The following is an 18,851-nucleotide window of genomic DNA, read 5'->3' on the forward strand; positions in this document are numbered from 1 at the left end:
ACCGCACTCATCTTGATCTGAGAATAGATAGTGGGAACCATGGATAATCCAGTGACTTGGGAACTGAGTGACGAGCTTCCAGAGCTTTCCGATGCGCTCTCAGGGTTTAACGAAACGGATGCGTTGCTCAGCGAGGCAATCGAAGACCTGAAGAAAGTATCGGCACTGTTGGATGACACATCAATACCAGCCCCAGAGCGCGCGGAATGGACCCACATCAAATCTGAGCTGATCAACGAGCTTCGCCGGATGGTGAAGCGAAGCCTTCGCAACACTTCTAACTGAGGACTGGTCCATGACTAAGGAAGACACTGGGAAAGACCTGGACAACAAACAGGGGCAACCAACAGAGCAAATCGAAGACCCGTCGCGGCGGAGTGTTCTAAAGGGCTTGGCCACTGGAGCGGCTGCGACAGGGGCAGCTGGGTTTGCGGCAGGAAGTGCCGAGGCCCACGAAGGAGACGGCCCCCTGGGAGAAACACTCAAGAACCCATATGGCGGTCGACCCGCAGGCGGCATATCATTGCCAGAGTACTTCCGCCCGACGAAGTACATGACCGGTTCAAACGCGAACTATTTTCCACTGAGTGAGGAGTTGGGGCCAGATGAGATGCGAATCTCATTCTGTGGCTCAACACCATATCCGCCGCGCGAAGATCAGGCGGGTACTTGTATCATGGTGGAGTTGGGGAATGGAAAACGGTTCTTCTTCGATTTTGGATCCGGTTGTGTCCGCAACATCATTGCCATGCAAGTACCGGGGCAACTGATCAACGACATCTTCATCTCTCACCTGCATGTCGACCACTATGCCGACATTCCGTATATTTACCCGTTTCGTGCCTGGTCGGGTGGCTACACACCGCTGCGCATTCACGGTCCCTCTGGTCGGACACCCGAACTTGGGACAGCCGGAATGGTCAAAGGCATGCAACAGATGCTCAAATGGCATCTGGAGGCCTTTGATGTGTTCCCGATTGGGGACGGCTACGAGATCGAAGTCAACGAATTCGATTTCCGTCAGGAAGGCGGCATCGTTTATGACGAAGATGGCGTGACTGTTCGGTCTTGGCCACGAAGCCACGCCAAGGACGGTGCGGTTGGCTATCGGCTCGATTGGAACGGGCTGAGCTTTGTATGGACCGGCGATGGTCGCCCGGATGAGCTTTCGCGGAAATACGGCGAAGGCGTTGATGTCTTTGTAACCGAAATGTCGGGACAGGATATTGGTCAGCTGATGACCTACAAATATGGTATCCCACAGGATCTCTTTAACTACACTATCGATACGCATCACACCTCCCACTATGCCGTGGGTAAGCTCTTTGCTGACACAAGGCCGCGTTTGGGAATGGTGACACACTATACCCAGGACGAAGACATCGACGCTGAAATGCTGGCTGGTATTCGCGCCCATTACGACGGTCTGTTCCAATGGGGTCTCGATGTAGCCGTTGTGAACGTGACCAAGGATGCAATCTGGTACAGGAAAGCTGCACTGCCCGGAAAATCCGGTACCGTTCCGCCATTCCGCGAACTGGCTGCGGCAGCCGAGGCGGGACGTATTGAGCTTCCGGATGAAATCACGCTACCGAACCCGAGGCTCACCCGAGCAGATCAGCAAGATCAGAAGTACAGAGAAATGGAGATCGATCCACGCGAGTACTACCCAACTGACGTTTTCCGAGCACCTGGCGGGGACTGGCCGCAGGACTTTACCATCAAAGTTTCGGATGTAATCGGCACGCGTGATGAAGACTGAGAGGAGATCGAACGATGATTGAATTTGGTTCGACTTCTGCGATCCCCGTGACGATCCTTACCGGCTTTCTAGGAGCCGGTAAGACAACACTTTTGAACCGCATCCTGACAGGCAATCACGGGTTGCGGGTTGCGGTTCTGGTAAATGACTTTGGATCCATCAATGTCGATGCCGATCTTGTAGTCGGCCTCGAAGATGATGTGATGAGCCTGGCGAATGGTTGCGTTTGTTGCTCGATACGAGATGACCTGATCGAAACGGTGGAAGCCGTACTTGCCCGGCCTGAGAAGCCGGAATACATCGTCCTTGAGGCAAGTGGTGTGTCGGACCCGTCGTCAATCGCGATGACCTTTACCGATCAGAAGTTTCGGGACATGATCCGCTTGGACAGCCTAATGTGTCTTGTCGATGCGGAACAGCTATTTGCCGCGCCGGAACAAATGGAACTGAAGCTCCGTCAAATCGCGTTCTCGGACATGGTTATTTTAAACAAGGTCGATCTCGTCGACAGGGCAGCTGTTCAGAAGGTGCACGATTGGCTTGGGTCTCGCTTCCGTCGATATCGCCTGGTCGAAGCTGTCAATGCCGACGTCCCACTGGATATACTTCTTTCCGTTGGTCGCTTTGCCGCCGAACAGCTCGAAACAGCGATACCCGATCATCACGAACATGGACCAGATTGTGGTTGTGACCACTCTGATCACTCGGACAGTTTCTCAACAACCATGATGAAAGCTGAACGCCCAATAAGCCTATCTTCTCTCCGGAACGCAATTCGAAAGCTTCCAGGCGATGTCTATCGCCTCAAGGGTTTTGTTTTTAGCGAGGAGGACCCGGATCATCGCATTCTCGTTCAGGTCGTTGGAAAACGTATGGACATCGCAAGGGATGGGGTATGGGGCCGCCGAAAACGCGAAACAAGGCTTGTTGCAATAGGTGCACCGGGTGCCCTGTCAGAATACGAGCTTTCCGATGCGTTGTTGGCGACCGCATAGCGGCAAGTTCAACCAAACTTGCTTGCGTATGAACCTTTATTTCCAACTCGTAACTGCCCGAAAGCCCGCAGCGCCGAGGACCAAATAAGGAGAAACACCTGATTGCTGAAACAGATTGGGAAATTGGTTCAAGCGATCACATGACCCGCACCTGCCACTGCGTTTGTATTATCGGGCACGGCTGTATGCGCGCAGGACGTCTCAGGTCCAGAACTTGACGATGCAGCCCCGGAACCCGGATTGCCGAGTACAGCCGGAGGACAAGATGCCGAGTTGTTTTCTGCTTTCCACGGGCCCGAGGCGTTACCTCGGGTCGCAAATCTCCTTTTCTGGGGATCTAGGGGCAAAGACAGGATGCCTATATTTTTTCAACCGAGGAAAAAATGGAAGCCATGCAGCGGGTGACGTCAGTGTTTTAACAAAGTCAGGCGAGGTCGGAACAAAGCACTGCGCGTCAGTGTTGCCCGCCAATGTTCCCGGAGAATTGCGTGCGGAGCTTCTTATCAGGGACTTTGGGAACGATTCCGACGATCCACCCGTGGCAGTCGAAGTTATTGGCTACCTGCATTTCATCGAGGCCGCACTTGATCTCCCAGGCGCGATTGTAGCCGTAACTTCGAAAGCAATTATTGGCTGAACCACGATAGGCAAAAGGCATTAATCTGATCCAAGACACCCGCCGAGGCGTATTTATCAAGTACCTCTTAACAAGGAGAAAAGAATGCTTCCACCCAGCATTATCGCTGCGACCCTTGGATTTTTCGCAGCCACTTCGCTTCAAGCTGGTGTTCAAATTCGCTTCGTAGAGGGCGCACCAAAGGACCGTTTTGTTCTGACAAATGTCGGAACGTGCGACGTCGAAGCCTCGACCGTCAAGATTGACTTGTCGCAATCTGCCGGACGTTTGATTTTCGACGTTACCGAAAAAGGCGCGGGCGTGGAGGTATTTCAACCTCTCGAATTCGTTGAAGGTGCTGAGGCACTGCGTCAGCTTCCTTCGGTCGTGGACGGGCAAAATACAATTGAACTTGAGATCGCCTCCCTCGCGGCAGGGGAACAACTCGCTTTTACCATCGATGTAGATGACACCATTGGGCAACGCGAAATCACTGTTTCTGGGTCGGAGATCGAGGGCGCCATGGTGTCATATACTGCCTCGGATGAGACCAATACTGCGACCTTCTCTTCCGAAGCGTTCGTCAACCTGACGACCAAGGATTGCTGAGAGCTGCCCGGCAATGTCGAACTGGTTGATCCGCATAGCATTTCTTGCGCTCATGCTCGGAGGCGGCATCCTGATCGGGATACTAACCGCACCCGGTGCTTGGTATGCGCAACTTTCTAAGCCTGCTTTCAATCCACCAAATTGGATTTTTGGCCCGGTTTGGACGGCGCTTTATGTTTTGATCGCGATGGCGGGCTGGCGCCAGTTCGAAGCAGACCGGAGCTCGGCCGCCATGAAGTTGTGGTGGGCGCAGATGGGGCTGAACTTTTTGTGGTCTCCATCCTTTTTCGTACTGCAAATGCCGTGGGTTGCCTTTGTGGTCATTGTTGCGTTGCTGGCTGTCATCTTCGTGTTCATCGCTCGGGTGAGGAACTCGGATCCAGTCTCCGCGCTGGCCTTCCTGCCGTATTGTGCATGGGTCGCATTTGCCACGGTGCTTAATCTTTCCATTGCGATACTGAATTGAGACGGAACAACATGCGTGCCAACTTCTTTGGGCTTTTTTCGGGTCTTGTTATGCTCGGATCTACAATGGCACAGGCTGATGAAAACCTTGCTGAGGACTTTTCCAAGTCTCCAGAGACGCGTTGGGACTATGTTGCGGACACAGTCATGGGAGGAGTCTCTTCAGGGCAAGTGCAGTTTCGTTCGGAAGGTGATGTCGCATTCGCGCGTCTGACCGGAACCGTCAGTACAAAAAACAACGGTGGCTTCATCCAGTTCCGACGCAAGTTGCCTGATCGGCCCGATGCGGGCGTATCGGGCGTAAGGCTGTTGGTCCGGGGTAACGGCGAGCAATACTTTGTTCACCTCAGGACACGTGGCACCGTACTTCCTTGGCAATACTATCAGGCCGAGTTTCCAACTTCAGAAAACTGGACCGAAGTCTCTTTGCCTTTGTCAGACTTCAAAGCTTCAGGTGCCATGTTGCGCGCTATTCCCGTCGCTGACGAAATCACCTCGGTTGGAGTTGTAGCCTATGGGCGCGATCACGCGGCCAGTGTGGATGTCAGCGAGATTGGGTTTTACTGAAGGTCGCCCGGGCGATGGCCAGAAATATGTCTGGGCGTCCCCCTTTCGGTGTAGCCGCGCCCCCCAAAATAAGGGCGACATGCCATCAGATTATTTGTTAAAAAGCCCTAAAGCTGCGACCCAATTGGCAAAATACTTAGGAAACCGGAAACTATGTGATCCCAGGCTGATCCTGTCGGCTCGGATTCATATTCAAGGACGTTGCCATCATCATCTCTTGTCGTCCATTTAAGCTGGCCAGCTTGCTCGAGTGTGACATGATATGTGTATGCGGGCAGCACGTCGTCCAAGGCACCCATCGTCTGTGCAGTCAATGCTGGCGAGTCAATCAGAATTCCCATCTCGGTGTTGATGTTGACAGACCGGGGGTCCCAGTTGAACGACCCTACGAACAAGTATCGGTCATCAACCGCAAATGCCTTGGAGTGTAGGCCTGATCGCGATTGAGCCCAGTTAATCCCGCGGCGTTGAACTTGATAAGCGTCTGGTCGCAGTTCGTAGAGTTCTACTCCACCGCGTAAAAGTGCTCGGCGTTTTTTAGCGTAATGTGCGTAAACGGGTGCGACGTCGTTAGACGCAAGTGAATTGGTTACGACCTTTACGTCGACCCCGCGCTTCTCGAGTTCGGTCAGCCATTTCACGCCGTTGTTGCGCGGCACGAAATAGGCGGACACGATATTCACCTCACTGCGGGCATTTTCAAAATACGGAAGCAATTGAGACGCCAGAACGGGGTCTGAACTATCCAGACCCGCAGCTTTTGAAGGCGGATCGGCATATAGTTTTGCAGGCAGCCAATCCAGTGACAGGGCTCCATCTGCAAAGTTCTCTTGTGCTGACTTTCTGAGGGCGGCGCCGTACTGCGTTTGCTTCGCTTCTTCGACCAGTTCCTTCAACCTGCCTCGCGCATCGCTAAGGTCAAATTCTTCGGGTTCCCCAACGACCGCACGCGCCGGAACTGCGAACTCGCTGTTCCAGTAAGAGTCAAAGCTACGCGACACTTCGCGTACAACGGGGCCTGCGGCCAGCACATCCAAATCAGCGTAGTTCATTTCCTCCCGGGCCAGAAAGTACTCGGCACCGATGTTCCTTCCACCCACAATCGTGAACACATTGTCTGCCGTCATGGACTTGTTGTGCATTCTTCGATTGATGCGTTTGAAATCTGTGATACCCGCAATCAAAAGGCTCTGATCCCGCCAAAATGGATTGAATAGCCTGATCTCAATGTTTTTGTGATTGTCCAACGCGGCCGTCATCGCGTCATAGCTGGACGTGTCCATGTCATCCAGCAACAATCGGACACGAACACCCCGATCTGCTGCCTGCAAAAGACTGGCTGCAAAAAGGTGACCTGTTGGGTCGTTGTGTAGAAGGTAGTATTGCGCGTCTATCGTTCGCTCGGCAGCAGCCGCCAACAGCAGCCGTGAAACAAGCGCTTCTTCTCCATCACTGATCAGCTTGATGCCTGACCGACCGTCTTTGGGGTCCCCAAGGCGATCGGCCGCCTGGCCCAGAGCCGTGCCCGAATTCGCCGGCAGCGCAGCCGATGCTGTCTTTTCATATGTACGGGATTTTGGAGCGCAAGCGACAAGAAACAGCGCGCAACAAACCCCAATCACGAACTTCCATTGCGCCATAGGTTTCCTCCAACCGTATGCCCTAGGTGACTACGCCGGACCATGCGATGGCAAGTTTGTTCTATGACGCCTGAGGTTGTTTCGTTTGTAAGTGTTGATTTCGCATACCAGCAATGGCGGAATTGTCAGTCTGATGCCGGGCGACGGTTTCGGAGTTCCGCAGCCGCCGCCGAACTTGGCGCAAAGCTCAGGGTAGGAAGGGCATGAAATGCATAACACGATTGAGATGTAAGTTCACGAGCCGCGCTCAGAAGGGAAAAGTGACCTGAAAATCAGCATCGGAAATAGCGACTGGCGAAGTCGTCGCGGGCTATGCCGGTACGGATAATTGGGCGACGTATACTTGTATCGGATCGACCGTAAACCTTGCTGCTTACCTTGGGACAGAGACGCAGAAAACCGGAAGCCTGCAATTGATTGATCAAGAAGTCTTCGATCTGTCGGTGGCGGCATATGTGTTGGACACATTTGGTGGAGCCATGATCAAGGGTTTCTCCGATCCATTCGGCATCCATGCGCTATGACCAATCGAGCGACCTCATAAAAAGGCTGAAATACTTGAAGTATTCGACGCAAGATATGAGGGCCTAGAGCGAAAAGCAGAACAGTCAGCAAGTTCGGACTATTGGTCAGGTGCGTACCAAATTGGCGAAGTGTATGCGCGTTCCTGCGCTGTCAATGGGACATTGTCTGGCATTTGAATTCCAAACTTAACGGCATCATACGCCGTCCAGCGGGGTGTCGGAATTTCGATAACTCGGGCGTAGTAAAATGCGCTTTCTGACGGATCAAAGTCGGGATCCTGCCACACGGTTCCTAACTCAGAAGCACCTATCGTGTTGGTCCACGAGGGGATTGAAAGGTTAACTGTGGTGCCTACGGATGGCAGCTTACCAGCGGCATCTGGTTCGCGGGAACCGGACCAGGCCACATCGTAGACTTTTTCCCGTTGCTCTCCATCTGCATCTAACCAACCCTTTATGATCTGGATTCGATCCAAGTTTGCTCCCATCGGATCACGAAGCGCGTATACCAGAAAAGTAGGAGAGCCTTCCCCAGGGCCAAGATCGCCACCCATCGGCACACCTTTGGTGTATCCCACAAGCGCCAAGTCCCGCCGCAAGGCATCCTCTTCGGTAAAAGTATATCCACCGAACATACGGACGCGCATTCGGGGACCTGTTGTTGCGTAAGTTTCACGCCGATGCATCGCATCCCAGATGGCTGTGCGGGAATTCTCCTCGGCCCATACTGCTGTCAGACCGCCGGTAATATATTGCGACGACCGCAGCGCAACAGTCCCGTCAGCATACGTCTTGCTGACATGTTGGCTCCGTTCTTCGCTGGGCTCGTAGCCGGTAAATTTTCCGAAGAAATTGTCGTTGTCAGGGGCGGTCAAACCTGTGTGCGTGTCACTGGCCCCACCCAAACCAAACTTGAAAGGGTTCACCCCAAGAAATTTTTGAAGCGACAGGCCGCGAAGCAACCCGGATCGGGCATATTCGCCGGGCAACATATCCGCCTCTTTTCGAACCGAAGCGTCAAGGTTACCGAAGTCCCACGTTTCGAAGTCAGCAAATTCATCGTCAGGTGAAAGGAACGGATGGGCCTCACCGTCCCCCTTTATCTGGGTTGATTCATATAGCCTTTCCCATTTGTTTCGCGCTTCTGCATATGCGGGATCTAACGGCACCCCGTCTGCGAAATCGTCAACGAGCGGGAACATCCAGCCGTTCGATAAGTTTCCATTGTGCGGAATAGCAAGCACACGCCCGCCGGTTGTTTGCTCATAGTTTTCCAACCACTTCCAAAGATCACGAGGGTTTGGTGAACCTACCGGGGGCGTCGTTGTATAAGGCAGTATCTGCCTTGTGAGCTCAGGGCCGTCGCGAAATATCACGTTTCGGTGCAAATTGTTCCCTGCAACCAGAGATGTCCATTCATAGGCTATGAAGGTGCTGAACACGCCGGGGTCATTGTACTCCTCCGCGGCATCAATAATGTCGTCCCAAACACGGGCGTAAGCGGGATTGCCGGGTTGATAGTTCAGCGCAGGGGAAACCTGTCCTTGAGCAAATGCCGCGGTAAGCTCAAGCGCAGCTGCCAAGGCGGCTTCCCCACCTTTGTTGAATTCCTCGTGGAAATATCTGCCTTGCTCATCCGCCAGGATGTTGGGTGCACCCCCAATGATGTCGGTGATTGCTCCCATCGCATCCGAATGGTCTGTAATCATGAAGAAATCGAGAGGTATCGAAAGTTTTACTGGTTGACCCGTGTTAGAAATCACCTCTTCGCCACGCGCAAACCGATAAGCATCTCGCGGCATGAGGCGTGTCCCGCCGCCGCCAGCGTCCCCGGAAAGTCCAGTATGAACGTGGGTGTCTCCAAAATAGACTTGAGTTGGATACGCGCGCTCAGCGTAAGGTGAATAAGGGCGACCAGAAGGTCCAGAAAGCCCAGACGGGTTTATTGCATCCTGAGCAAGGATTGGGTTCCCCAAAATGAGAGCGAGGGGTAAAACATAGCGAAACAACTTTTCCTCCATAATTGGAGGCATCATAACACAACTCCGGTACGGAGTATTTCCGGCCGAGAATAAATGTCTTCTGCACTTGAGGAGTAGACCCTCGGTGAACTTCACCAAATGGCTGCAACGAGCCGGGCGCAGCAAATTATCCCGTGGTCCTAGCGGTTTAATGAACTTTCGAAGAGCCGTCCAAGTGGTTCAAAGGCTGTTGAGCCGATGCTTCTCGAGTATCCCACAAAGCATAGTCTTGGCTTGGAGCCTGTGTTCTCGATGGCGTTCACGCGCCACATCCGGCCGACCTTCACTTATCGCTTGGAAAACAACACGATGATCCTCATTGGATTTGACTGGTAGCGGCCTGATAAACAGTGTCGTTGCGCGTGCGCGACGAACCTGGTCGCTCATCATGGCCACAATCGCTTCGACCCGCTTGTTGCCACCTAAACGCACGAGTTCCTGATGAAACAGCTCATCGGCCTCGGCCCAGGCTTCAAGGTCTTCGGCGTCGATGGCTTGGTCCATCTTTGCAATTGATCCGGCGAGTTCCGCCAATTCATCTTCCGAGTAACCCGCTTCGGCGGCGCGCTGTGCTGCGAGACTCTCGAGTTCCGTCAATATGTCGTAAATTTCACGCATATCATCTGACGAAACAGGCAGTATCCGCACGCCCTTCCGGGGCCGCATTTCCAGCAAACCCTTACTTTCCAACATCAGCGCAGCTTCCCGTATCGGGGTGCGGGACATGCCAAGGGTCTCGGCGAGTTCCGATTCCAGATGGTCAGTTCCGGCAGCAAGTTCGCCGGACAGGATCATCCGTCGCAAATCCCTTACAGCGCGTTGTGTATTGGAAAGAGTTTTTGCGTCCTGATCCTTCACGGCGTCTCCAGGTTGATCTTTCGTCCCTCCGCAGCCGAGAGATAGATTTTCTCTTCTATGCGGATCACATCCAAATATTCTCGGGCCGTGTTTTCCAGCGGCGTGCCCCGTAGAAGGCCCGAAATGACGTGACTTTGCAAGGCGTGGACGCAGTCTCCTCCAAATCCATCGTGATCGCTCGGAGGCAGAATCTGCTTTCGCTCCTGTCTTCCAAAAGCGCGGAGTTCAACTGAACCGTCGCCGTTAAGAACCAGCGATCCTTTCGTTCCTTCAATAAGCGCTTCGCCCATGGTTTGACGCAGGTTTTCGGCACTGTGATCAAGGCACCTGTTCCCGTCGAACAGAGCTTTCAAGCCGTTGGGGTGATCAAACAAGATGTAACCTGCGTCCTCGCCCGCGATAACGGGGTTCACTCGACGCAGGTCGGCATAAACCGCGCTGGGCGCCCCGAACAAAAAACGAAACGTGTCTACCCAGTGAACCGCTGTTTCATGAACGAGGAAACGCGGCATGTCCTGAAAGTAGGGCTGCCGGTCCAGATAGGCGCGTGGTCCCTGTCCGTCACCGGGCCGAAGCCGGAAAGTCGCTTGTAGAGGCGTTCCAATTCGACCTTCAGCCATCGCTTCCTTGATTGCGCGGTACCAAGGCTGGAAGCGGAAGTTCTCGTGTACAACAATAGTTGCGCCAACCTCTTCTGCTTCGGAAACAACCTCCTCCGCTTCACCCAGAGACAAGCAGAATGGCTTTTGGCAGATCAGCCACTTGATACCAAACCGCAGTGCCGTGCGGATGGCCTCGGCCTGCGCCACAGGTGGAAGGATGATGTCCACGAGGTCCGGTTCTTCTGCCTCCAACATTTTCGACAGATCATCATAAGCCGCCAGCCCTGTTTCCCTCGCTTTTTTGATATCACGGTTGCAGGATGCAACTGGAACAGCGCCGGGCATTCTTGACCAGCTTTCGTAGTGGAACTTGCTGAAGTATCCCGCACCTACACACGCGACCCGAATGGCTTCTTTAGTATTCATTCCGGCAATGCTTCCAATACTGCTGAGGCCGCTTCCTGAGTTCCAGCTTTGCCGCCCAAGTCTCGCGTCAGGTTTTGACCGTTCGCCACCACCTTTTCTACGGCCTCGCGCAATCGAGCGCCGTCGCTGGACAGTTCCGGGTGATCATGGGTCAAACCCAACCATTCAAGCATCATTGCCGCGGACAGGAACATTGCAAAAGGGTTGGCAACACCCTGTCCCGCAATGTCCGGAGCGGAGCCGTGACAGGGTTGGAACACGGCGTGGTTCAATCCGATATCTGCTGAAGGAGCCAGTCCAAGACCGCCCATAAGACCTGCACCAAGGTCAGAGAGGATATCTCCGAACATATTCTCAGTTACCAAAACATCGAATTCCCAAGGCTTCTGGACCATCCAGAGGGCGGTCGCATCAACATAAGCATGGTCTGCTTGTAAATCGGGATGGCGTGCAGCCTCGGCGTCAAAGATTGATCTGAAGAATGCAAAGGCGCGGAATACATTGGCTTTGTCGACACAGGTTACTCGTCCCGGGCCGCGACCGGACGCCTTGCGGTTGTTGGCGAGGTCAAACGCGAAACGGAATAGCTTTTCGGATACCTCGCGGGTGATCAGCAGGGTTTCACGCGCCTCATCTTCCGTGACTTCGCCCGTTCCTTGGGTGAAGAACAACCCTTCGGTGCTTTCACGAATCAAAACAAAGTCGATCTCTTTTCCGGGAGGCAACTCCAAGGGTGTCATTTGTCCGCTGCTTACCTTTACCGGACGCACGCCAGCAAAAAGGCCAAGCTGCTTTCGCAGGTCTATCTGTGGAGAAATCTCGGTTCCGTCAGGATATCGAACATCCGGTAAACCCATTGCTGACAGCAGAATCGCGTCGGCCATGCGTGCAGTTTCGAGTGATCCTGATGGGAAAGATTCTCCAGTTTTGGCGTAGTGGCCTGCGCCTGCTGGTGCGTCTGTAAACGCCAACTCGTAGGTCGGATTGCCGCGCGAGAGATGGCGCAAAATTTCAAGCGTAGGCGCCATAATTTCCGGGCCGATCCCGTCCCCGTGGAAAACCGCGATATCGTAAGTCTTTTTCATTTTGGCCCGCTTCCTTCCCGTTTTGCATTCATAGCGCGATAGCAGCTTCCACTACAGTCCGTTGACAATGCATTCTTTAATGTATACGCAAATAAATGCAACAATAAACGCGAAGTTGTTTTGGGAGGACTTGGAAATGAAACTAAAGCTAGGGCGGTTAGCGGCCGCAGCCGTGATGGCGACCGGGATCGCAGGGGCAACTGCCGCGCAGGATTATCCCTATCGTGATATCACCACAGCTGTGGTCTGGGGGGCCGGTGGCGGCACGGACACGATTAACCGAATGATCATGGCTGAGATGGAAAAACACCTTCCGGTCTCGATCAACGTGATCAATCAAACTGGCGGGGTCGCAGGCTCCAACGGCATGGTCTATGTTATGAACCAACCAGACGATGGTTATACATTGGTCGGGCTGTCAGAATCGAATGTCACGGCCGCTGTGCAGGGGGGGTGGGACAAGAAATTTGATTTTTGGTATCCGTTTATTGTCGGCGGATCGCCTGATCTGATCTCGGTTCCAGCGGACAGCCCTTACAATACGCTGGAAGAACTGGTCGACGCTGCCAAAGCTGCTCCGGGTACTATTCCAGCAGCGGCGTCCGGTGCAGGTTCGATCCACCACTTGAACCTTCTGGCCATCGAAAAAGGGTCCGGTGCAGAATTCAAATTTGTTCCATACAAAGGCTCAGCACCCGGGCAGGAAGCGGCGATAGCGGGTGAAGTTGCGTTGGTTGTGACTTCACTGGCTGAACAGGCTCCGTTGATTGAGGGCGGTCAACTTAAACCGCTCGCAATGTTGACGCCCGAAGATGCGCAGATTGCAGGCACAACAGTGCCATCTGCCTTTGGCATCTATGACGGGCTCGACCAGTATCTGCCGCTCAAACAGGCCATCGGGTTTGCAGTTCACAGTTCAGCCGGAGATGACGTAAAGGCCGCACTTGGTGATGCCTTCGAGCAGGCGATTGCGTCCGACACCGTCGCTGAATGGGCTGCGGCAAACAAATACGATGTCGGCGGTCAGCACGGCGAAGAAGCTCAAGAATTGTTTGCGAACCTTGAGGCTACCTTTGCCTATACCTTGCAGGACCTTGGTGCTGCCACTGTCGATCCGGCCTCGCTGGGTATCGAGAAGCCCTAATCCGATCAATTTTGAAAGGGCGCGTTCGATCGCGCCCCTTCCTGAAGGAGGCAGGCCATGGACAAACCTGACGAAACACTGATCCTGCGGACGCGCGATTTTTGGGCATCGATTGTTCTTATCACAGTGTCCCTCTTTTTCCTTTGGAAGACATTGGACATTCCACTTTGGGGTGAAAACCGCGCCGGTGTAAGTGGATCTGATTGGTACAACTCGGCTGCAATTGTACCGTTATTCATCTTCGGCGGGTTACTTGTCCTTTCCTTCGTTTTGCTGGCTATTTCGGTCCGTTCGGGCGGAGCTCAAAACGCGTTCAGTGCCTTGGGGATTGGATGGGATAAGTGCGAAGCCTACCGTGCTTCGACAATAGGCCTGATCCTTCTTGCATATGTCGTCGGACTGGTTCCCAGAGTGGACTTCATTTTGTGCTCTGGGTTGCTGATCACGGCTTTGACTTACGGCTATTACGGGGGTCATGCGCGGCGTGCTTTGGTGGCCTGTGTCGCAGTTGTCGCTGCCGGTTTGTTTGCGTTCGCCGTGTTTCCCGCGCAGGCGGATTGGAATGAACACGGTGATGATTGGTTTACATTGGCCGTTTGGGTCACGCTTACACTTGTGGTGTTGTCCAAAGCGGTTACTGAACGCGTTTTGCGGTTCGTTCCAGTGGTGGCGATACTTGCCCCGCTCATCCTTGTAAGCGCGATGGCCTTTGTTTTCCGGCAGAACGTGCCCGCGCGCGGCGGACTGATCTTCAAGCAAATCGAATACCACTATTACGTGACGCTTCGTCCGCTTTGGAAAGACTGACCGGATGGACTTTATCCTTTCGCAACTCGCTGGATTTGGGGCCGCTTTCGTGGGCCTGGCAGTGGACCCGCTGACCTATCTGTACTTGGTCGCATCCGTATTCCTGGGCATCGCATTTGGAGCATTGCCCGGACTTACGGCAACCCTGGCCGTGACGATCTTGACGGGCTTCTTCGGTAACAAAATCCCGCTCGACTATTCGCTCATTGCCTTGCTCGGGGCCTATGTCGGCGCGATTTATGGCGGCTCTTACCCCTCAATTCTATTGAATATACCGGGCACAGCAGCCAGCGCGGCGACGGCCATGGATGGCTACCCTCTGGCCAATGCGGGTCGAGGGGGCGAAGCATTAGGGCTCACCACGACGGCCAGTTTCATTGGCACAGTAATCGGGACCATCACGCTTTTGATTTTCGTCTGGGCGCTGCTTTTGGTTTCAAAGAACATCGCAAGCCCAGAGAAAGCATTGTTGGCCCTGTTCGGCATTCTGCTTTCTGGCACTTTGATGAGCGAAGACCTGGTGATCAAGGGATGGATCGCTGGTCTGATCGGGCTTGCGATGTCCATGGTGGGGCTCGACCCGCTGTTGTCTGAACCACGCTATACCTTCGGCTGGTCTTACCTGATGAGCGGATTTCAGGTTGTGCCAGTTTTGATGGGAGCCTTCGCCATCCCCCAAATTATCGACGGCTTGAGGCATGTTGAGACTGGGAAAGTCCTAGCCCTGAAAGGCCGTATTCTTCCAAACCTTCGCTCAATTCGACGCTACCTGCCCACCATTGGCCGGTCAGGTGTGATTGGAACCGGGGTAGGAGCTCTTCCCGGAGTTGGCGAAGATGTCGCCGGTTGGGTCAGCTACGGTGTTGGCAAGACCGTATCTGCCGAGGGCGACAAGTTTGGAAAAGGCTCTTTGGAGGGTCTGCTGTGTTCTGAGACTGCAAACAACGCCTGTATTGGTGGTGCTCTGATCCCTCTTTTGGTGTTGGGCATTCCCGGTTCGCCACCCGCCGCGGCTTTGATGGGGGCGTTCAAGATCAACAACGTGATCCCAGGACCCACGATAGACCCCGAGATCATTCTGCGCGTGGTTGCAATTTTAGTGCTGGCGTCACTGACGATGTTCCTTATGGGGCTTTTCACCGCTCGGGTCTTTATCAAAATACTCGCCATCCCGCAGACTATCTTCTTGCCCGTCGTTATGGTTTTGACAACAATTGGGTCTTTCAGCGTTGGTGGGGGCATCAATGATCTCTACCTGATGCTCGGTGTCGGCGCGGTTGCCTATTTCATGAAACTTATGAAGTACCCAATCGCCCCGTTGGTGATTGGTGTTATTCTGGGAAGCCTGTTTGACGAAACCTTCCGCCGGTCGCTGTTCTTGTCAGACGGGGATCTTTCGGTCTTCTTTTCACGACCCGGTGCGGCCATTCTTCTGGTACTAAATATTGGCCTGATCCTCAGCCAACTGCCTGTCGCAAAGCGCGCTTTCTCACGTCTGAAAGGAATTTCTGTCTGATGTTTGCGGTTACTGTCACCTTCACTCTCAAGCCCGGTACGAGAGACACCTTTTTGCCGCTGATGGTAGAAAACGCTTCAACCTCTTTGCGTGAAGAACCCGGATGCCATCAGTTTGACGTTTGCCTCGGTGACGATCCCGAGACGGTGTTCCTCTACGAGGTTTATGAGGACGCAGCCGCGTTCGGCGTTCACCTCGAAAGCCCGCATTTCAAGTCCTTCGATGCTGCGGTGGCTGATATGATAGAAGCCAAAGCTGTTCACCAGTATTCCGAGGTCATCCGATGAACAATTGGGAAATCCACGCCGTCAAATATGCGGATCGAAATGCCCGGACGCGAGCTGATAGTTTCATCATCGATGATAATCACGACGCGCCTCATGCGATGGACTACTTCGTTTGGGTGCTCAAACGCGGCGACAAAGTCATTCTGGTAGATACTGGTTACGATAGCGGCGAGGCCACTGCCCGGGGTCGTCCCATCGCGATGGACCCTCGCGAGGCTTTGCGGCCTTTAGGTATTTCGCCCGAAGCGGTGACCGATGTCATCGTGACCCATCTTCATTATGACCACGCGGGGGGGCTGCATATGTTCCCTAACGCGAAGTTGCATATGCAATCGGCGGAAATGGCCTTCGCCACCGGCCCCTGTATGTGCCACGATCATTTGCGTGCGCCTTTCTCGGCGGGCCATATCTGCGAGGTTGTAAAGCGCCTCTATTCAGGCAAGGTCGTTTTTTACGACGGAGAAGCCGAGATAGCTGATGGGGTCACGGTGCACTGCATCGGTGGGCATTCGCGCGGGTTGCAATGCGTTCGGGTAAGGACGTCAGGCGGGTGGATGGTACTCGCCTCAGATGCCTCGCATTACTACGAGAATTTTATGGCGCGCAAAGCTTTTCCCATCGTCGTCGACCTGCAGGACATGATGGATGGTTTTGAGACGCTGGAGAGGTTGGCTTCGCATCCTCGGCTCATAGTGCCCGGCCACGATCCACTTGTGCGCGAGATTTATCCCGTCGGAGCAGCACCGCATATCCATAGGTTGGATCCAGGGCCGACGAAGGACATCAAATTATGAAGATCGGCGTCATAGCGGACGACTTCACTGGTGCGAGTGATATTGCGAACACCTTGGCAAAGGGCCTTAAGCCGGAAGGTGGGTTACGCACGGCTCAGTATACAGGCATTCCAACTACCCCGGCGGATAAGGAGATCGAAGCAGGTGTGATCTCTCTCAAAAGCCGCACTGCACCCGTCGATGAAGCTGTTGCAGATAGCTTGCGCGCTTTGCGCTGGCTCGCGGACCAAGGATGCGGTCAGTTCATTTTCAAGTATTGCTCGACCTTTGATTCCACGATGGAGGGAAATATCGGCCCCGTTGCGGAAGCACTCGCCAACGAGTTGGATGAGCAAAAGGTGGTTTTCTGTCCGGCCTTTCCCACCCCGGGGCGTACCGTTTATCAGGGACATCTTTTTGTGCACGGCAAGCTGCTGCACGAGTCTGGGATGGAAAATCACCCTCTTACTCCCATGACGGATGCAAACATCCGGCGATGGTTGAAGCGTCAGACCGAAGAAGCGGTCGGGTTGGTGCCCATTGACGCCGTGAAGCAAGGATCCGAGGCGATTGCTGCTGCTTTGAAGAGCGCCGACGAACGATTTGTGATTGGCGATGCGATTTCGGATGAAGATTTGTTGGCCTGGGGCGAAACTCTAAAGGATGCCAAGCTCATTACTGGGGGATCGGGTATAGCACTGGGGTTACCAAGAAACATCTTGAGAGGGGCTTCACCCAATAGAGCTGGCGGTGTGTTCCCCGGTATCACGGGGCCCGAGGCGATCCTTGCGGGGTCTTGCTCAGGCGCTACTCGTGAGCAGATCGATGTTCATGCGAGTTCCCATCCGACCTTCGCAATCGATGTTCCGGGCGTCATTTCCGGGGATGTGACCACGCAAACGCTTTTGGAATTCTTTGAAACGCACTTGGGTCAGGCGCCGCTCGCATATTCGTCGGGAAACCCGGAAGATGTGCGCGCGATCCAAAACCAATTTGGTCAGGAAGAAGTAGCGGAAAAGCTGGACAATCTCTTTGCAGACACCGCGCGAGAACTTGTCCTGACGGGGTACAAGCGATTGGTGGTGGCAGGAGGGGAGACGTCGGGCGCTGTCGCCAAGGCTGTGTCTGCGGCACTGGGGTCTCCTGCCATGTCGGTTGGGCCAGAGATTGACCCGGGCGTGCCGGTCCTGAGCGTTGGAAAAACCGAACCCATCGCGCTGGCGTTGAAGTCTGGAAACTTTGGCGCTCCGAACTTCTTTTTGAAGGCTCTCAGAATGATGGAGGCAGGCACATGAAATCTGAAGAATTGGTATTGCGGCAGCAGATGTCGGAGTTATGTGCCTCGCTGTTTGAGCGTGGATTTTCCGTCGGCACTGCGGGCAATGTCTCCGCACGTCTACACGACGGTATCCTGATGACGCCAACCAACTCAACTTTAGGAGATATCTACCCCGAGCGCATCGCCAAGATTGATTTGGATGGAAACCACGTCTCTGGCGACAAGCCGACCAAAGAGGTTTTTCTGCATCAGGCCTTTTATGAGACTCGACCAGAAGCGGGCGCGGTGGTTCATTTGCATTCGACCTGGGCCACCGCCCTGTCGTGTCTGGAAGACACCAATCCAGATGATTGTATTCCTCCGCTGACGCCGTACGTGGTGATGCGCGTCGGCAAGGTCAAACTGGTTCCATACGTCAAGCCGGGTGATCCGAAATCTGGTGACCTGATCCGCGAACTGAGCGGTAAATACAGTGCTGTACTGTTGGCCAACCACGGACCCGTAGTCTCGGGAAAGGATCTGTTCTCAGCAGTTTGTGCAGCAGAAGAGTTGGAAGAAACGGCCAAATTGCTCGTGACACTGCGGGGTATGCCAACCCGAACGTTGGATGCAGAACAAGTCGCAGAACTCAAAGAGACATTCGGAGGGATTTAATCCAACGCAAAATACTGACTGTGCAGACTTTTGGGCAAATCGGGCAGGGCTATGGGCGTTAAACTTGAGTTTAATGAACGAAATCTATGGCAAGAAAGCCGCGTTTTGAGGCACCTAAACCCGGTGTGGCTTATCAATTGCGGGCGTTCTTTGCTGGCCGAATGCAAATACTGCACCGGACTCTGACAAACGCTTATGCTCTCAATGTCTCATTTCTCACG

18 protein-coding genes are annotated in these 18,851 nt (G+C 53.9%); 13 read left to right on the top strand and 5 right to left on the bottom strand.

The genetic code is table 11. The annotated features are described in order from the left end of the window. Positions 1–39 precede the first annotated feature (39 nt). The 6 genes from ACR0C6_RS16630 (at position 40) to ACR0C6_RS16655 (ending at position 5,014) form a co-directional block, all read left to right on the top strand. Positions 40–285, top strand: a complete 246-nt coding sequence (locus tag ACR0C6_RS16630) for a hypothetical protein (protein ID WP_152456619.1) — start codon at positions 40–42, stop codon at positions 283–285. 10 nt (positions 286–295) lie between these two features. Further along, on the top strand, positions 296–1,762 hold the full coding sequence (gntH, locus tag ACR0C6_RS16635; RefSeq protein WP_480620267.1) for a guanitoxin biosynthesis MBL fold metallo-hydrolase GntH: 1,467 nt from the start codon (positions 296–298) through the stop codon (positions 1,760–1,762). 14 nt (positions 1,763–1,776) lie between these two features. After that, positions 1,777–2,757, top strand: a complete 981-nt coding sequence (locus ACR0C6_RS16640) for a CobW family GTP-binding protein (protein WP_480620269.1) — start codon at positions 1,777–1,779, stop codon at positions 2,755–2,757. Between the two features lie 721 nt (positions 2,758–3,478). Then, positions 3,479–3,982 (top strand): aggregation factor core, encoded by a 504-nt coding sequence (locus ACR0C6_RS16645; RefSeq protein WP_480447282.1) that lies wholly within the window; start codon positions 3,479–3,481, stop codon positions 3,980–3,982. A gap of 13 nt (positions 3,983–3,995) precedes the next feature. Further along, the gene (locus ACR0C6_RS16650; RefSeq protein WP_480447283.1) at positions 3,996–4,448 is read left to right on the top strand and encodes a TspO/MBR family protein; all 453 of its coding nucleotides are present in this window, start codon (positions 3,996–3,998) and stop codon (positions 4,446–4,448) included. 65 nt (positions 4,449–4,513) lie between these two features. After that, positions 4,514–5,014, top strand: a complete 501-nt coding sequence (locus tag ACR0C6_RS16655) for a CIA30 family protein (protein ID WP_480620272.1) — start codon at positions 4,514–4,516, stop codon at positions 5,012–5,014. A gap of 107 nt (positions 5,015–5,121) precedes the next feature. On the opposite strand, the gene ACR0C6_RS16660 is transcribed toward ACR0C6_RS16655, so the two are convergent. From ACR0C6_RS16660 to ACR0C6_RS16680, 5 genes are all read right to left on the bottom strand, one after another. Continuing rightward, positions 5,122–6,654, bottom strand: a complete 1,533-nt coding sequence (locus tag ACR0C6_RS16660; protein ID WP_171230315.1) for a phospholipase D family protein — start codon at positions 6,652–6,654, stop codon at positions 5,122–5,124. A 622-nt stretch (positions 6,655–7,276) separates the two neighbouring features. Continuing rightward, complete coding sequence (locus ACR0C6_RS16665; RefSeq protein ID WP_480620274.1) at positions 7,277–9,214, bottom strand: DUF3604 domain-containing protein; 1,938 nt, start codon at positions 9,212–9,214, stop codon at positions 7,277–7,279. A gap of 165 nt (positions 9,215–9,379) precedes the next feature. Further along, positions 9,380–10,057 (bottom strand): GntR family transcriptional regulator, encoded by a 678-nt coding sequence (locus ACR0C6_RS16670; protein ID WP_480620276.1) that lies wholly within the window; start codon positions 10,055–10,057, stop codon positions 9,380–9,382. Further along, positions 10,054–11,085 carry a Gfo/Idh/MocA family protein gene (locus tag ACR0C6_RS16675; protein ID WP_480620278.1) on the bottom strand — a complete coding sequence of 344 codons (1,032 nt, stop codon included), beginning with the start codon at positions 11,083–11,085 and terminating at the stop codon, positions 10,054–10,056. The genes ACR0C6_RS16670 and ACR0C6_RS16675 overlap by 4 nt, the downstream gene beginning before the upstream one ends. Next, the gene (locus tag ACR0C6_RS16680; RefSeq protein ID WP_480447289.1) at positions 11,082–12,170 is read right to left on the bottom strand and encodes an isocitrate/isopropylmalate dehydrogenase family protein; all 1,089 of its coding nucleotides are present in this window, start codon (positions 12,168–12,170) and stop codon (positions 11,082–11,084) included. Before ACR0C6_RS16680 ends, ACR0C6_RS16675 begins: the two co-directional genes overlap by 4 nt. A gap of 136 nt (positions 12,171–12,306) precedes the next feature. Here ACR0C6_RS16680 and ACR0C6_RS16685 point away from each other — a divergent pair, with 136 nt between their 5' ends. Genes ACR0C6_RS16685 through otnC form a run of 7 tightly spaced genes read left to right on the top strand, consistent with a single transcriptional unit; the run spans position 12,307 to position 18,630 of the window. After that, entirely contained in the window at positions 12,307–13,314 is a 1,008-nt protein-coding gene (locus ACR0C6_RS16685) for a Bug family tripartite tricarboxylate transporter substrate binding protein (protein ID WP_171364195.1), read from the top strand. 57 nt (positions 13,315–13,371) lie between these two features. Next, complete coding sequence (locus ACR0C6_RS16690) at positions 13,372–14,121, top strand: hypothetical protein (protein ID WP_480447290.1); 750 nt, start codon at positions 13,372–13,374, stop codon at positions 14,119–14,121. Between the two features lie 4 nt (positions 14,122–14,125). Then, a complete protein-coding gene (locus tag ACR0C6_RS16695) occupies positions 14,126–15,637 on the top strand; it encodes a tripartite tricarboxylate transporter permease (RefSeq protein ID WP_480620280.1) in 1,512 nt (503 codons plus the stop codon). Continuing rightward, entirely contained in the window at positions 15,637–15,924 is a 288-nt protein-coding gene (locus ACR0C6_RS16700; RefSeq protein ID WP_152456632.1) for a putative quinol monooxygenase, read from the top strand. The genes ACR0C6_RS16695 and ACR0C6_RS16700 overlap by 1 nt, the downstream gene beginning before the upstream one ends. Then, a complete protein-coding gene (locus tag ACR0C6_RS16705; RefSeq protein ID WP_480620283.1) occupies positions 15,921–16,718 on the top strand; it encodes an N-acyl homoserine lactonase family protein in 798 nt (265 codons plus the stop codon). The genes ACR0C6_RS16700 and ACR0C6_RS16705 overlap by 4 nt, the downstream gene beginning before the upstream one ends. Further along, positions 16,715–17,992 carry a 3-oxo-tetronate kinase gene (gene otnK / locus ACR0C6_RS16710; RefSeq protein ID WP_480620285.1) on the top strand — a complete coding sequence of 426 codons (1,278 nt, stop codon included), beginning with the start codon at positions 16,715–16,717 and terminating at the stop codon, positions 17,990–17,992. Before ACR0C6_RS16705 ends, otnK begins: the two co-directional genes overlap by 4 nt. Then, positions 17,989–18,630: a 3-oxo-tetronate 4-phosphate decarboxylase gene (gene otnC / locus ACR0C6_RS16715; RefSeq protein ID WP_480447296.1), complete on the top strand. Its 642-nt coding sequence runs from the start codon at positions 17,989–17,991 to the stop codon at positions 18,628–18,630. Before otnK ends, otnC begins: the two co-directional genes overlap by 4 nt. Positions 18,631–18,851: the final 221 nt, after the last annotated feature.

Source organism: Ruegeria sp. AL12 (genome assembly GCF_056540885.1).

Bases quoted from the DNA above. Each gene is read 5' to 3' on its own strand.
- ACR0C6_RS16675 (WP_480620278.1), bottom strand. From the start codon at position 11,085: ATGAATACTAAAGAAGCCATTCGGGTCGCGTGTGTAGGTGCGGGATAC.
- ACR0C6_RS16690 (WP_480447290.1), top strand. From the start codon at position 13,372: ATGGACAAACCTGACGAAACACTGATCCTGCGGACGCGCGATTTTTGG.
- otnC (WP_480447296.1), top strand. From the start codon at position 17,989: ATGAAATCTGAAGAATTGGTATTGCGGCAGCAGATGTCGGAGTTATGT.
- ACR0C6_RS16645 (WP_480447282.1), top strand. From the start codon at position 3,479: ATGCTTCCACCCAGCATTATCGCTGCGACCCTTGGATTTTTCGCAGCC.
- ACR0C6_RS16680 (WP_480447289.1), bottom strand. From the start codon at position 12,170: ATGAAAAAGACTTACGATATCGCGGTTTTCCACGGGGACGGGATCGGC.
- ACR0C6_RS16700 (WP_152456632.1), top strand. From the start codon at position 15,637: ATGTTTGCGGTTACTGTCACCTTCACTCTCAAGCCCGGTACGAGAGAC.
- ACR0C6_RS16655 (WP_480620272.1), top strand. From the start codon at position 4,514: ATGGCACAGGCTGATGAAAACCTTGCTGAGGACTTTTCCAAGTCTCCA.
- ACR0C6_RS16660 (WP_171230315.1), bottom strand. From the start codon at position 6,654: ATGGCGCAATGGAAGTTCGTGATTGGGGTTTGTTGCGCGCTGTTTCTT.
- ACR0C6_RS16695 (WP_480620280.1), top strand. From the start codon at position 14,126: ATGGACTTTATCCTTTCGCAACTCGCTGGATTTGGGGCCGCTTTCGTG.
- gntH (WP_480620267.1), top strand. From the start codon at position 296: ATGACTAAGGAAGACACTGGGAAAGACCTGGACAACAAACAGGGGCAA.
- ACR0C6_RS16640 (WP_480620269.1), top strand. From the start codon at position 1,777: ATGATTGAATTTGGTTCGACTTCTGCGATCCCCGTGACGATCCTTACC.
- ACR0C6_RS16650 (WP_480447283.1), top strand. From the start codon at position 3,996: ATGTCGAACTGGTTGATCCGCATAGCATTTCTTGCGCTCATGCTCGGA.
- otnK (WP_480620285.1), top strand. From the start codon at position 16,715: ATGAAGATCGGCGTCATAGCGGACGACTTCACTGGTGCGAGTGATATT.
- ACR0C6_RS16630 (WP_152456619.1), top strand. From the start codon at position 40: ATGGATAATCCAGTGACTTGGGAACTGAGTGACGAGCTTCCAGAGCTT.
- ACR0C6_RS16705 (WP_480620283.1), top strand. From the start codon at position 15,921: ATGAACAATTGGGAAATCCACGCCGTCAAATATGCGGATCGAAATGCC.
- ACR0C6_RS16665 (WP_480620274.1), bottom strand. From the start codon at position 9,214: ATGATGCCTCCAATTATGGAGGAAAAGTTGTTTCGCTATGTTTTACCC.
- ACR0C6_RS16685 (WP_171364195.1), top strand. From the start codon at position 12,307: ATGAAACTAAAGCTAGGGCGGTTAGCGGCCGCAGCCGTGATGGCGACC.